This window comes from Amycolatopsis echigonensis (assembly GCF_014174495.1).
In the GTDB taxonomy this organism is placed as follows: domain Bacteria; phylum Actinomycetota; class Actinomycetes; order Mycobacteriales; family Pseudonocardiaceae; genus Amycolatopsis; species Amycolatopsis echigonensis.
This window is the reverse complement of the sequence record NZ_JACJHR010000033.1, coordinates 1-12,890: the sequence shown is the minus strand read 5'-3', so window position 1 is coordinate 12,890 and position 12,890 is coordinate 1. Positions and strand designations below refer to the sequence as shown.

Below are 12,890 nucleotides of genomic sequence, written 5' to 3'. Positions count from 1 at the left end.
CTCAGAAGAACCAGTGCACGGGCTCGTTGGCCCGGTCGGCGAGGTCCGCGAACCGTCCCCCGTGGAACGCCAGCGGTTCGCCGTCGCGCTCGCACACGCTGCGCACGTGCCCGAACACGACCACGTGGTCGCCGGCGACCAGGTGCCGTTCGACGTCGCATTCGAGGTGCGCGAAGGCGTCCGGGATCACCGGCACGCGGTGCCTGCCCTCGGTCACCTCCAGTCCGGCGAAGTGGTCCTCGCCGCGGCGCGCGAAGCGCAGCGCGAGCTGTTCCTGCCGCGCGGACAGGATGTTGACCGCGAACCGGCCCGCCTCGACGACGGCGTCGGTGCTGCGCGCACCGATCGTCAGGCACACCAGCAGCAGCGGCGGATCCAGCGAAACCGACGTCAGCGAGTTGACGGTCATCCCGTGCGGCACCCCCGCCCCCCGGGTGGTGACCACCGCGACGCCGGTGGCGAAACGCCCCATCGTGCGGCGCATCGTCATCGGGTCGACCTCGGCCTCGGAAGTCGACGGAGTGGTGATCATGGGGTTCTCCCTTGCGGAGGGTCAAGCCGGGTAGCGGACCTCGAATGTGACGACCCCCTCGTCGGTCCGCCACGGGCCGTGCGGCATGCCCGGCGGACGGCAGGCGTACATCCCCGCGGTGAACGTCCGGCCGAGCGTGAGGTCGGTGAACGAGCCCTCGAGAATGTAGACCTCCTCCCAGAAATCGTGTTTCTGCACGCCCATCGGCGTCGAATCGGCACCGGGTTCGTAGCGCAGGATCCGCGTCGCCACCCCGGTTTCCGGGTCCTTGGCGAGAATCCGTTCGGTGATCTTCGGGTCGTCGCCCGGGCACACCGTGAAGGCGACGTCGGTCACCGGGAAGAATTCGTGTTCCGGTTTGTTCATCGGGTGATCGCTCCGTCGAGGTCGTAGCTGGAGAGGAAGGCGTCGATGTCGCCGAGCACGCCGTCGAAACCGTAATTGCGGAAGGCGTAGCCCTTCACCACGAAGGGCGCGCCGGCGTAGAACATCTCGTACTGGTGATGGCGTCCGGCGAATTCGCTGCCGACGACGTCCCAGGCGAGCTTGAACAGCTTCACCCGCTCCTCGGCGGGCGCGGACGGGCTGTAAATGTATTTGTCGATATCGGCACGGGTCTCCGGATTCGTCAGGTCCGCGACGCTGGAGGGCACCTGCAGCACCCCGCCGCCGACCAGGTCGCGCAGGATCGCCAGCAGCCGCGGGTACAGCTCGGCCTGCAGCCCCATCGCGCCGTACACCGCGCGGGAGCCGGGCCGCCACATGCCGTTCTCGTCCGGTTCCGCGGTGTATTCCGCCGCCAGCACCGCGGATTCCACAATGGACGTGAGACTCGCCAGCTCGCCGAGTTTCTCGACCACGCCGGGGAATTTGTCCACCCCGTTGACAGCGGCGACCTTGCGGGCGAGCCCGGCGATGAACTGCGTCTTCACCATGAACCGGATCTGCGCCTGCCAGTTGCCGAACACGTGCGCGCCGGTGTCGAAGAACTGCCGCCGCAACCCCGCGACATCGCGATAGACGAACACCCGCTCCCACGGAATGAAGACGTCGTCGAAGACCACCAGCGCGTCGGTTTCGTCGTAGCGCGAGGTGAGCGGGTAGTCGTATTCACTCGTGGCAGCCGGCGCGTACGGACGGCGGCAGTAGAGTTTAAGCCCTTCTGCGTCAACGGGAACCGCGAAGCCGAGCGCGAAGTCAGCGTCCTCCGGGCCGAGCGGCTTGATGCAGGACACGAAGATCTCGTCGGCCACCGCGCCGCCGGTCGCGAGCATTTGCGCGCCGCGGATCACGATGCCGTCCTCGCGCTCCTCCGCGACCCCCGCCTGGATCAGGTCGCCCTCCCAAGCGTGCGCGGTGGTAGCCCGTGACACCTGCGGCGGAATGATCGCGTACGAGACGTACAGATTCTCCTCCAGCACGCGCTTGTGGTACGCGGCGATGTTGGCGGAAAAGTCCCGCTCCCCTTGCGAAAAGGCCTCCGGGTGCGCGGAAAACGCCGCGACGAAAGCGCCGACGTGGTCCGGGCTGCGCCCGACCCAGCCGTGCGTGTGCCGCGCCCAGACGGTCGCCGCTTCCCGGTACGCCTTCAGGTCTTCCCGGCTGCGCGGCGGCGTGAACAGGCGGTTCACGGTGGACCCGGTCGCCGGGTCGGTGACCGAGATGCCGTTCTCCGGGTCGGCCGCGAGGTCGAACAGTTCCGCGATGGTCTTCGCGATCGGCGCGAACGCCGGGTGATGGGCGACGTCCTCGACCGGCGCGCCGTCGAGATAGATCCGCCGGGGGCCTTTCAGTGCGGCCAGATAGTCGGCTCCGCTGCGCATCACTCGCTCCTCTGTTTCGTTTCGTAAGCGTGGGTCAGGGTCGGGCCGCCGGGCAGCTCCAGGTGGATGCGCCAGTACGCGCCATAGGTGAACTCGCCGCCAAGCAGCGGCAGGGTGCCGCAGTACAGGGCGAAATCGCCGTCGACCGGACCGAGCCGGTCGAGCAGATCCGCCGGATGCCGCAGCGCGGACAGTTCCCCCTTCTGGTACGGACATCCGTCCACACTGGAGTCCGCGACGACGTGGTCCCAGTCCGGAATGGACACTTCGGGACCTAGCTCGGCGACCACCTCCCCGAGCGGCTTCGGACAGGCCGCTTTGGACAGTTCCACGCCGTCCCGCTCCAAGTCGCGGTCGGTGTGGTCGGATCCGACGCCCAGAAAATACCTTCCCTGGTGCCGGATCAGCACCGGCTCGACCTCCCCGGACGTCCCCGGCGCGCTCACGCCGACCACCGGCTCGGTCGTCAGCAATTCCGGATCCAGGCGGTAAAACGCGGGCACCGATTCCGGCCGCGGCACGCCGATCGCCGCCAGTTCGGCGATGTGCTCCTCGACCGCGGCCTCGTCGCTTCCGGTGTATCCGGCCACCACCAGCCGCGCCGGAGTGAAGGCCAGTTCCTCCCCGGTTCCCGCGACGTGCAGGGCAATCGTGCTCATACTCCCGCTCCCGTGAAGTCTGCTGTGGACACCGGCCACCGCCGGTCGGCCAGCACCGGGAACTCCGCCCGTACGGTGTCCACAATGGATTGGTCTATTTCGCAGCGCAGCACTTCCTCGCCCGTGCCCGCCTCGGCCAGCACGGTCCCCCACGGGTCGACGATCCGGCTGGTACCAGCCAAGTCGACGCCGCCGCGCTGGGTGCCGGCCGCGTTGACCGCGATCACCACGACCTGCTCTTCCACCGCACGGCACGAGGTGAACATCCGCCAGTGCTCGCGCCGCGCCGCCGGCCACGCGGCCGGAACCACGACGGTCTTCGCGCCTCGGTCCACCAGCCCGCGCCACAATTCGGGAAATCGCAAGTCGTAACAGGTCGTCGCGCCGATCGGCCCGAGTTCGGTCTCGGCGACGCTGAGGGAATCCCCCGGCGTGAGCAATTCCGCCTCACGCGAGGCATAGCCGAAGACGTGCACCTTGCGATAGGTGTGCGCGATGGTGCCGTCCGGCGCGAGCAACACCGCGGTATTGAACAACCGCCCGGCCTCGTCGCGCTCGACCAGACTGCCGAGATGCACATACGCACCAAGGCTTCGCGCCCACTCGCGCCCCGCCGCGACCGTCGGCCCGTCGAGCGATTCCGCTTCGTCCGGATACGCGTCGAACGAGAAATACCCCGCCGCCCACAACTCGGGCAGCACGACCAGCTCGGCTCCGCGCGCCGCCTCCACCAACCGCCCGGCCCGCACCCGGCGGTCCGCGGCCGTCTCGTCCGGCGGGCTGGCCAGCTGCACCAACGCGACCTTCACAGCCGCTCCCCGACCCGCAACGCCGTCATCGTGCTGGACAAATGCTTCGCCAGCGCTTCGCCTGCCGCGGCCGGCTCGCCGCCCCGCAACGCTTCGACAATCGCCGCGTGCTCAGCCAGCACCGTTTCCGCCCGCGTCTCGCTGCCCGCGACCGCGCGCAGCCCCATCCGGACCTGCCGGTCCCGCAACGATTCGTAGAACTCGGCCAGCACGGGATTCCCGGCACGCCGCACGATCGCCCGGTGGAACGCGCGGTCGAACTCGATGAACCGCACCGGTTCGTCGACCACTTCGCGCTGCTTCGCGAGAACGTCGTCCAGTTCGGCCAGGAAGGCCTCGTCGACGCGCTCGGCGAGCTTGCGGACGCACCAGTCCTCGACCAGCTCGCGCGCCTCCATCACCGCCCGCACCTCCGCGTCGGAGATCGGCGGCACGAACGCGCCCTTCTTCGGCACGATCTCGAGGAACCCCTCGGCCTCGAGCCGCAACAGCGCCTCCCGGACCGGCGTACGCGACGTCCCGGCCGCCTCGGCGACCTCCGACTCGGTGAGGAACGTCCCGCCGTCGCGGGGCAGCTCGGCGATGCGCTGCTTGAGGAACCGATAGGTGACGTCCTGCGCGGATCCGGCCCGCCCAGCCTGTCGTACACTGCTCATGGACAAGATGTATACATCACGCATGGCAGGCGGGCAAGAGGCGTTTGCCGAGGTGGCACCGGTGGGACCGAGCGGGCTCGGCCTTCCGGGGAGGGGTCTCCGGACCTGCGGGGCCACCGGATCGCCTGCTTCGACTCTCCCGGCTGAGCAGCCTTGGTCCTCACCGGGTGGCACTCCTTCCCCGTGCCGACGCCGCGCGGGGAGCGCCCGTGACGGTTGCCGAGCGACTTCTCGCGTCCGGGCAACGTGGTCACCTCGGCCTCACCAGCTAGCCGAAAAGTGCCTTCTTGGCACCATGATCACCTCGGCTTACCGTTCCGGAGTCAGCACGAAACCTGCCAGGAGTGCTCCGTGAACCACTTCGTCATCACGGGCGCGCGCGTCTTCGACGGCGAGAATTCGCTAGGAACCGTGGACGTCGAAGTCGCCGACGGCAAGATCGCCAGCGTCGGAGGCGGTCACCCCGACGGGGTTGAGCTCATCGACGGGTCCGGTGCCACCCTGCTGCCCGGGCTCATCGACGCGCACACCCACACCGGCGCGGAGTCGCTCCGCCAGGCGTTGGCATTCGGGGTCACCACTGAATTCGACATGCTTTCGATGCCGCACCAGATGATTCCGTTGCGCAGCCAGGTCGCCGCGTCGAATGACCTCGCGGACGTGCGTTCTCCGTCCATCGGGCTCACCCCCGCGGGCGGGCATCCGCATCAACTGAGGAAGGGCGAAGGCGACCCGCCGTGGCCGACTGCCACCCGTCCGGACGAGGTAGCGGCGTTTGTCGAGGCCCGGATCGCGGAAGGGGCCGACTACCTCAAGGTGCTGGTGGAGGACGGACGGCTGTTCGGAAGCGACACGCTGCCCCGCCTCGCTCCCGAGTTGGTCGATGCGACGGTTCGCGAGAGTCACCGTCGCGGGAAAATGGTGCTGGCGCACGCGATGACCGCGGAAACCGCCGAGCAGGTCGTCGACGCGGGAGTGGACGGGCTCACTCATCTCTTCTTCGATCGGCCGCCCACCGTGGAGTTGATCGCAAAGGTCGCTGCTGCCGACACGTTCGTCATTCCCACGTTGACGGTGATCGCGTCCATCACCGGCGAGCCCGCCGGTCGACGGCTCGCTGAGGATCGGCGGGTTTATCCCAAGCTGGCTCCAGAATGGCGAGACAACCTGTGCGGCGCGATGGCCACCAGCCCCCGTTCGTACTTCGACTACGCACTGGAAACGTTGGCCGCACTCAAGGAAGCCGGGGTCAGCATCCTCGCGGGCACGGACGCGGCACACCTCGGCGCGCCCGGGATGGCCCACGGAGCGAGCCTGCACGACGAACTGCGCCTCCTGACGACGGCGGGATTCACACCGGCCGAAGCCCTGCGAGCAGCGACCTCCGTCCCAGCGCGGCGCTTCGGACTGACCGACCGAGGCCGCATCAAGCCCGGTCTCCGCGCAGACCTCGTACTGGTCGCCGGCGACCCACGGCCACCATCGGCGACACCCTCTCAATCCGCCGCGTCTGGCGCAACGGCTCCTGACGCGCCTCGTCGGCTGGGCCAGGCCACGCGGTCGCGCACGCCGGATCCGGTGGCGGCAGGTCATGCGCGGTGCCACGCTGCGTCCACGCGATATGCCGCTCACCACGGGACCTTCCGACGACCCCAACGTCCCGACCGCCATGCGGCATCCCGCCGACCGCGCCGCATCCCGATCGCCGCAGAACGGTCCCGTCACTACACAACATTCGATGCGCCACGCAGCATCCCGGCCACTCCGCAACCTACCGATGGCCACCCGGCGTCGCCGCCGCCGCGCAGGATCTCCAGTCAGCGCGCAACATTCGTGCCACCACGCGACCTCGCCGCGATGACAGCGTGCCAACCACCCGCAGGATCCCAGCCGCCACAAAGCATCCCGACAACCATGCGACATCTCGACGACCACGCGACGGCCCCGGCCACAGTGCGGAAACCCGGCGACCACACAGCCTCTCGGCCGACAGGTCACATCCCGACGACCGCGCAGCATCCCAGCCACCACACAGCATCCCGACGACCGCGCAGCATCCCAGCCACCACACAGCATCCCGACGACCAGCCATCACACGACGGCCCACCGACCGGCCAACGCCCGCCACCACACGGCATCCCGACGACCGGCCAACGGCCGCCGCCAGCCGACGACCCGACAACTGGCCAACGGCCGCCGCCAGCCTCCACTCGGCGACCCGACAACTGGCCACCGCCAGCCTCCACTCGGCGACCCAACAACCAGCCACCGCCAGCCTCCACACGACGACCCAACAACCAGCCACCGCCAGCCGCCACACGACGGCCCGACGACCGGCCATCGCCAGTTACTGCGCGGCCGCGGCGATCAACGCCTCCAGCCCCGACGCCTGGGTCCGCCAATCCACCGCGTTCGGCGTGCTGCCATCCCACCGTTCGCCGATCCGGTTGAGCGAGTCACGGTCCCGCGACCAGATCGAATCCGCTTGCTGCCGCACGAAATCCCGGTACTTCTGGTCGCCGATCGCTGACGCTAGATCGCCGAAATAGCGCAGGAAGATGCCCTTGAATTGCTTCTGATTATCATCACAGGAGCCGGTATCACACGATTCTACCAGCACTCTGTCCGAGGTGAGACCGATCATTGCCGCATCTGCCAGTCGGCGGGCGGCATCCACATAGGACTGATCACCGGTCGCTCGCCAGAGTTCGGTGAAGCCGCCGATGGCCAGGCCCTGGTTGTAGGTCCAAACCGTCTGGCCGTTGTTCGCGCAGCCGGAAGTCAGGCCGTCGTTGACCAGGCCGGCCGAGTTGATCAGGCCGCTTCGCAGGTACCAGTCACCGGCCGTGCGGGCGCGCGCGAGCCATTCGGTGTCGCCGTCTAGGCGGCGGTGCAGGGCGGCCGCGAGGCGAAGGTAGAGACCGCTGGTGACGGCATTTTTGTACGTCCGTTCGCGATCCCACCACACTCCCCCGCCGCAGGTGCTGGGGTCCCAGAAACCGTGCACGTAATCGGCGATTTTCGTGGCTTCGGCGAGATACCGGGTGTCGTGCGTACGGTCGTAGGCCGCGAGCCAGGCCAGGCCCCACCATGCGGTGTCGTCGATCGATCGGCTGATGAAGTCGCCGTCGATCGGGTCGGAGCTGCGTGCTCCGGCGGGGAACGCCGCCCGGTTCACGTCGAAAACCCTTGCCAGTACCGGGTCCAGGTCGGGCACTCCGGAATCCGCCAAGGCGGTCACCGCAATTGCCGAATTCCACCAGCTCGACGGCCACCAGGCTCGGTAAATGTCCTGTGACCACAGCAAAGCGTCGACGCCGGCGGCGACTCGAGACGGGACGGGGCGTGCCCACTCGGTGCAGGTGCCCTCTTGGTGAGAGGCTTGCCGGCCGCACGCCCGAACGGCGCCCCCGTTCATCCGTCCGCGTGGATCTCGGGCGGCGAACGTTGCGGTCTGTGTCGCGGTCGCCCCGGCGGGGACACTCGTGCGGCCGAGGGACGAGCCGTCGGGCCAGGTGGCGCCTGCGTCCCACGACCGGTCGAGCCAGGTTTCATCGCCGGGGCCGCCGGAATCGATGCTGGCCCAGGCCATTCCGCGGTCGTCGAAGTGGAGCCGGACGGCTCGACCGAAGATCGTCGCGCCCGGCACCGGCTGGTGGTCGCCGACACCGGGTGGGGAACCGTCGCACGCTGCGGCGCACACGGTCGGGTAGATCCAGGCCGTGCACGCGACCGCTTGTGCGTCTCCGCAGGCCCGGAGCAGGCCGCGGCGGTGGCCGACCGGGTCGGTGAGGTTGTACATGAGCGTGCGGGTGCCGGTCCAGGTGTCCGGAATGCTCGCTTTGCCCAGGAGGCCGTCCCAGGTGCGGCCGCCGTCCCAGGACCGGTCGAGCCACACCGCGTCGCCGGTGCGGCCGTTGTCGATGCTGGCCCAGGCCATTCCGTCCGGATCGGACACGTGCAGCCGCAGCACCCGGCCGTTGATGTCCTTGTCCGGCAAGGGGAAACTCTCCTGCGCTGCCCGCGACGGATCGAGGGTGTCGCACGAGAGCGCGCAGAAAGCGGCGGTGTCCGCGGCCGCGCGCGGGACAGTCAACGAGGCGAACACGAGCAGCAGTACGAGCACGGTCCGCATGGACTCGTCCCCTCGGCCGGGTGAATTTCCGCCCAGAATAAGAACCCGCGCGGGTGCCGGTGAAGCCCCGCGCGAGGTTCTGTCCCGTTCCGGACAGCCGGGTTAACCCGATCAGCCGCCGGTGCTCTGGCGCCGTCCCACCGAACGGCCGATGAAGTACCCGATGATGAGCCCGACGATCAGACCGATCGCGATGAAGAAGATGACGGTGGCGGCGGCGATTTTCCCGACTGTGCCGAGGAACCCCTTGGCCTCGAGATCGGTCGCGATCGCCACGGACTGGGTCAGTGCGTAGTGGGTCATGCCTCACAGGATGGCATCGGGCGCGGTCAGGCGCTCGGGGACGCACCGAGGGCGGGGGATGCGGGCGCGTCGTTCAGTCCTTGACCGGGGTGAGCACGAACCCTTCGTCGTCCTGGTCGTCGACCGGAGCCCGACGCCGCGAGACCCGCGCCGGTTCAGGCTCGCGCGGTGCCTCCTGGGCGGGCTGGGGAGCTTCCGGAACGTCGTCCAGCGCCAACTCGTCTTCGACGGCCGCCGCGACCGCCGGGACGCACCCCGCGCGGACGGCCCGCAGACCCTGCTGCAACGCCAGCGAGCCAGCCTCGGTGCTGAGCCGCGAGATCTCGGCGGCCAGCGCGGCGGGGCCCAGTTCGAGCGCGGACTCGCCGATGTCCAGGTGGACGAGCATGCCGTGCAGGTTCACCGTGACGCTCAATCCCTCGCCACTAGCCGTCGCGCGGATGGCGGCGAGGCCTTCGGACAGGCCCAGCTGATCCGGGATTTCCTCGGCGATCTCGATCAGCTCGTCGATGCCTCGCTCGTCTCCGGCGGGATCGGCTGCCTCGACCAGTGCACGGGACTCGCCCGGAGCCTCGGGACCTTCGCCCGCGAACTGGCCCGAAAGCCCGGCTGCCCCTCGCTCGAACGCGGCGGCTCGCTCCTCGATCACCGGCTGAGCTGGGTGCCCGCCGGGCGCAGGCCGCGCCGCTGCGGCGACCTCCGCACCGCCAGAACCGCTCTCGCCTGCGGCCGCGCGCTGGTCCTCGGCCGGGTTGCCCCAGTTCGCCTCCGTCATCACACCCTCCACGTGTCCGGGGTGGTGTTTTCGGCCCGGTCGGCCAGGCCTTCCTCGGTGCCGAGGCCGAGACGGCTCAGTTCGGCACCGCTGAGACCGCCGGAGCCGCCGAGATCTCCTAGTTCTGCTTCCAGGGCTCGGCGGGCGCGTTCGTTCGCCTCAGCGGCAGCCTCGCGTACCGCGCGCAGGATCGTGTCCGCCAGCCGGGGACCGCCGCCGCGGAGGGCGTCTGCGGTCAGTTCCAGGGTGCGCAGGGCTCCGCCGGGCGCGACCTCGACTGTCACCCCGGCGTGTCGCGCCGTGCCGGTGATGCTCACTGCGGGTGCACCCCGCCGTAGAACTTGTGCAGGTCGCGCGGCAGCGTGTACGTGAGGCGCTCGACCTGGTCGTTCGCGTTGCCCTCGATCGTGGTGATCTTGTTGCCCTCGACTTTTTCGATGATCCCGATGTGGTGGCTCTCGCCCCACGACGGACCGTCGCCGAACAGGATCGTGTCACCCGGGCGGGCGTTGTGCGCGAGCGCGGCGCGGTCGTAGGCGAGGTGGTGGCGCTGGCCCCACTTGTAGACGTCGCCGGTGAAGCCGTACTTCGGGATGTCCACCCCTGCGGAGCGCCACATCGACGTCGCGAAGTACGCGCACCACGGCTGTCCGGTCGGGCCCCATTTGTTCCGGTTGTTCGGGCCCTCGTGGTAGCCGAGGTTGTGCTGCGCGTGGTCGAGGATCTCGTCGACCTTCCTGCTGTGGCTCGCGTGCGTGGACCCGTGGTGCTGCTGGTGCTTTTGGTGCGCTTCGTGCTTTTTATGCTGCTCGTGCTCGCGATGCTTCCCCGGCTTGCCGCGGTGCGTTCCGCCCGGGTCGGCGACGCCGTCGTGGTTCAGGTCCTTCTGCAGCGCGCGCAGCTTCCGGGCTGCCTCTTCCATCTCCGTGCGGGCGTTCTTCAAGTGCCCGCCGGATTCCTTCAGGTACTTGCCGGCCAGGTCGGCCACGTCGGCGATCGCCATCAGCAGCGCGGCCGGGCTTCCGTTGCGCGCCAGGACGTATCCGGCATCGATGATCTTCCGCGCCTTCGCGGCGAACTCGTCGATCAGCTTGCCGGTCGCCTGGTGCCGCCCGGCGAGCGCGTCGGTGACCTCGCCGACCACCTTCGCTCCGTGCGTGCTCGCCTGCGCGGTGACCTTGAGATCGCGGCCGAACTTGTCAGTGTCGTGTTCGAACGCCGGATTCGCCTTGCTGTGCCACGTGTTCAGCAGCGCGTGCGCGGCCTTGCGCTGCGCCTCGTACTGTTCGGTGATCTCGTGCGCGGCCTGCTGCAGCGCGTGCTGCGCGGCCTGCGACTCCGCGGCCTTGCCCTGGAGCTTGCCGTGGTGCGTTTTCATCTCGTCCGCGAACAGCGTCGCGACCCCTGCGGTGTCCAGCACGGATTCCCCCTCAGCCCAGAATGCCCTTGATGTCGTGTTCGCGGATCGCCGCGCCGGCGTCGGCATCGGCGCCCGCGTACGCCTGCCGGGCCCGGAACACCGAAGCGCTCAGCGTGCGCGCGTGCGCCCCGGTGGCGCGCACCTGCGATTCCAGCGAACGGCTGAAATCCCCCAGCGCGTCGGAGAATCCGGTTTCCTGGCCGACCTTCCCGAAGCTGTCCTTGGCGATCCCGGTGACCCGGTGCACCGTCTTCCTGCCGACCGAAACCAGTTCGTCCGCGACGTGCTCGGTGGTGCGCTCGTAGGCGAGGAACTGTTCGAGATCGGCCTTGAACCCGCCGCCCTTGCCGCCCTTGCCGTGGTGCGGTTTGTGCGTGCGGTGGTCGGCTTTGTGGGGATGATGGCCGTCCTTGCCGTGGTGGCGGGTGACATCCTCGGCGGCCTTGCGCGCGGCGGCGAGATGGCTTTTGTACGCGCCGTTGGTGTAGGTGGACCACGGCTGGAAGCTGGTGCCGTGCCCCGAAATGGCCCAGGCCGCCTTGGCGTTCTCGTCCGCGTTGAACAGTTGGTCGTTGGAGTGCAGATGGAACTCGTGGCGGCGGGCGGGCCCGAGCGAGCCGAGCATGTTGACCTGCCACAGCCCGTACGAGTTGTCCGGCGGGGTCCCGTTGTGCGCACGGGGGTTCCCGCCCGATTCCGCCAGCGCCACCGCGACCGCGGTGGTCAGCGCGTGCCCGCGGAACCCCGCCCGGTACGCGTGCCGGGCGATTTCCTCGGCCGACAACTTGCTCATCTCCTGCCCCCTTCAGCAGGGCGCTTCGCCGCTGCCTTAAGTGAGACGGAACCCTTCGTCTGCCGGTTCCCTAGTCCCCCGAACGGACGACACCCCGCGTCCGAGTTCCTGTATCCGGTCGGCGAGCCACGCGTGGTCCGCGGGCGCGAGGGTGACCCATTTCGTGCCCGCGGACTCGCGCACGACCGCGCCGTACCGGCCCGCCTCCGTGTCGTACCAAGCGACCACCGGCGAACGGCCGCCCGGACCGTTGACCGCGAACTGGCCGTACGCGACGCGCGGCGTGGCGACGAGCGTCGAAATCGCGCGCAGATCGCGACCGGTGAGACCGGCCCGGCCGAGCACTCGCTCGAACGCACCGTGCCCGTGGTCCGCAAACGCTTGCATAGCTTCGGAAAAGGCCTCGCGCGGCAACCGCACCGCGTTGCCGGGCCCGGGTTCGGCGGGGCCGATGACACTCGCCGCGAGCTGCGGGACGTCGTCCGGCAGGCACGGCCGCAGCGCGAGTTCAGCCGCGTCGAGAACCGCCAGCACGCCGAGTTTGCGCCCGGCCGCGGCGAGCGCGCGCAGCGGCGGATCGCGGAACACCAGCAGGTCGACCGAAAACGCCGGTTCGGCCAGCACCGCGAACACCTGGCCGAGCCGCGGATGCGGTTCGTCCTCGTCGTCGAGCAGCCCGGCCGCCGCGAGACTCTCCGCGACCTGCGCGCCGAGCCGGTCGCGTTCGTCCATCGTCTGCCCGTGCGACGGCACTTCAAGCGGATACGGCGTCGGACCGAGGTCGAAGTCCGACCACAGCAGGTCGAATTCCAGATGCGAGAGCGCGATCCCGTCGACCTCGGGCAGATGTCTGGCCATCCCGCCTCACTCGCCCAGCACGGGCGGGTACGCGTCCGGCAGGTCCTCGAGGAAGTCGAAGGCGCTGCCCTTGGTGTAGCGGTTCTGGTGGTCTTCGGAGCCCTCGCCGCGCTGGCCCGCCATCGGC

14 protein-coding genes are annotated in these 12,890 nt (G+C 69.3%); 1 reads left to right on the top strand and 13 read right to left on the bottom strand.

What is annotated here, in order from left to right; all coding sequences use genetic code 11:
* Position 1: 1 nt before the first annotated feature.
* The 6 genes from H5411_RS22930 to H5411_RS22905 are packed head-to-tail and all read right to left on the bottom strand — an operon-like array spanning position 2 to position 4,479.
* Positions 2–532, bottom strand: coding sequence for a flavin reductase family protein (locus H5411_RS22930; RefSeq protein ID WP_101438673.1), 531 nt, complete (start codon positions 530–532; stop codon positions 2–4).
* Positions 533–553: 21 nt separating this feature from the next.
* Positions 554–898: a cupin domain-containing protein gene (locus H5411_RS22925; RefSeq protein ID WP_037814846.1), complete on the bottom strand. Its 345-nt coding sequence runs from the start codon at positions 896–898 to the stop codon at positions 554–556.
* Positions 895–2,355 carry a 4-hydroxyphenylacetate 3-hydroxylase family protein gene (locus H5411_RS22920; RefSeq protein WP_101438672.1) on the bottom strand — a complete coding sequence of 487 codons (1,461 nt, stop codon included), beginning with the start codon at positions 2,353–2,355 and terminating at the stop codon, positions 895–897. The genes H5411_RS22925 and H5411_RS22920 overlap by 4 nt, the downstream gene beginning before the upstream one ends.
* Complete coding sequence (locus H5411_RS22915) at positions 2,355–3,014, bottom strand: DUF2848 family protein (RefSeq protein WP_167442041.1); 660 nt, start codon at positions 3,012–3,014, stop codon at positions 2,355–2,357. The genes H5411_RS22920 and H5411_RS22915 overlap by 1 nt, the downstream gene beginning before the upstream one ends.
* Positions 3,011–3,823: a carbon-nitrogen family hydrolase gene (locus H5411_RS22910; protein WP_101438670.1), complete on the bottom strand. Its 813-nt coding sequence runs from the start codon at positions 3,821–3,823 to the stop codon at positions 3,011–3,013. The genes H5411_RS22915 and H5411_RS22910 overlap by 4 nt, the downstream gene beginning before the upstream one ends.
* Positions 3,820–4,479, bottom strand: a complete 660-nt coding sequence (locus H5411_RS22905; RefSeq protein ID WP_101438669.1) for a GntR family transcriptional regulator — start codon at positions 4,477–4,479, stop codon at positions 3,820–3,822. Before H5411_RS22905 ends, H5411_RS22910 begins: the two co-directional genes overlap by 4 nt.
* Positions 4,480–4,830: 351 nt before the next feature.
* Between H5411_RS22905 and H5411_RS22900 the strand changes: the two genes are divergently transcribed.
* Positions 4,831–6,930: an amidohydrolase family protein gene (locus tag H5411_RS22900; RefSeq protein ID WP_101438668.1), complete on the top strand. Its 2,100-nt coding sequence runs from the start codon at positions 4,831–4,833 to the stop codon at positions 6,928–6,930.
* Here H5411_RS22900 and H5411_RS22895 read toward each other — a convergent pair.
* From H5411_RS22895 to H5411_RS22865, 7 genes are all read right to left on the bottom strand, one after another.
* On the bottom strand, positions 6,827–8,614 hold the full coding sequence (locus H5411_RS22895) for a glycoside hydrolase family 76 protein (RefSeq protein ID WP_101438667.1): 1,788 nt from the start codon (positions 8,612–8,614) through the stop codon (positions 6,827–6,829). The genes H5411_RS22900 and H5411_RS22895 overlap by 104 nt on opposite strands.
* A gap of 111 nt (positions 8,615–8,725) precedes the next feature.
* A complete protein-coding gene (locus H5411_RS22890; protein WP_101438666.1) occupies positions 8,726–8,917 on the bottom strand; it encodes a hypothetical protein in 192 nt (63 codons plus the stop codon).
* Between the two features lie 73 nt (positions 8,918–8,990).
* Positions 8,991–9,692 (bottom strand): hypothetical protein, encoded by a 702-nt coding sequence (locus H5411_RS22885; protein WP_220817332.1) that lies wholly within the window; start codon positions 9,690–9,692, stop codon positions 8,991–8,993.
* A complete protein-coding gene (locus H5411_RS22880) occupies positions 9,692–10,009 on the bottom strand; it encodes a YbaB/EbfC family nucleoid-associated protein (protein WP_101438665.1) in 318 nt (105 codons plus the stop codon). Before H5411_RS22880 ends, H5411_RS22885 begins: the two co-directional genes overlap by 1 nt.
* The gene (locus H5411_RS22875; RefSeq protein WP_312878551.1) at positions 10,006–11,112 is read right to left on the bottom strand and encodes a CHAP domain-containing protein; all 1,107 of its coding nucleotides are present in this window, start codon (positions 11,110–11,112) and stop codon (positions 10,006–10,008) included. Before H5411_RS22875 ends, H5411_RS22880 begins: the two co-directional genes overlap by 4 nt.
* Before the next feature lie 10 nt (positions 11,113–11,122).
* Positions 11,123–11,905 (bottom strand): transglycosylase SLT domain-containing protein, encoded by a 783-nt coding sequence (locus H5411_RS22870; protein WP_183124966.1) that lies wholly within the window; start codon positions 11,903–11,905, stop codon positions 11,123–11,125.
* Between the two features lie 36 nt (positions 11,906–11,941).
* The gene (locus tag H5411_RS22865) at positions 11,942–12,763 is read right to left on the bottom strand and encodes an ESX secretion-associated protein EspG (protein WP_183124965.1); all 822 of its coding nucleotides are present in this window, start codon (positions 12,761–12,763) and stop codon (positions 11,942–11,944) included.
* Positions 12,764–12,890 lie beyond the last annotated feature (127 nt).

Coding starts and splice junctions, on each gene's coding strand:
- H5411_RS22870 (WP_183124966.1), bottom strand. CDS start 11,905: ATGAGCAAGTTGTCGGCCGAGGAAATCGCCCGGCACGCGTACCGGGCG.
- H5411_RS22930 (WP_101438673.1), bottom strand. CDS start 532: ATGATCACCACTCCGTCGACTTCCGAGGCCGAGGTCGACCCGATGACG.
- H5411_RS22905 (WP_101438669.1), bottom strand. CDS start 4,479: ATGAGCAGTGTACGACAGGCTGGGCGGGCCGGATCCGCGCAGGACGTC.
- H5411_RS22915 (WP_167442041.1), bottom strand. CDS start 3,014: ATGAGCACGATTGCCCTGCACGTCGCGGGAACCGGGGAGGAACTGGCC.
- H5411_RS22920 (WP_101438672.1), bottom strand. CDS start 2,355: ATGCGCAGCGGAGCCGACTATCTGGCCGCACTGAAAGGCCCCCGGCGG.
- H5411_RS22925 (WP_037814846.1), bottom strand. CDS start 898: ATGAACAAACCGGAACACGAATTCTTCCCGGTGACCGACGTCGCCTTC.
- H5411_RS22895 (WP_101438667.1), bottom strand. CDS start 8,614: ATGCGGACCGTGCTCGTACTGCTGCTCGTGTTCGCCTCGTTGACTGTC.
- H5411_RS22865 (WP_183124965.1), bottom strand. CDS start 12,763: ATGGCCAGACATCTGCCCGAGGTCGACGGGATCGCGCTCTCGCATCTG.
- H5411_RS22885 (WP_220817332.1), bottom strand. CDS start 9,692: ATGACGGAGGCGAACTGGGGCAACCCGGCCGAGGACCAGCGCGCGGCC.
- H5411_RS22890 (WP_101438666.1), bottom strand. CDS start 8,917: ATGACCCACTACGCACTGACCCAGTCCGTGGCGATCGCGACCGATCTC.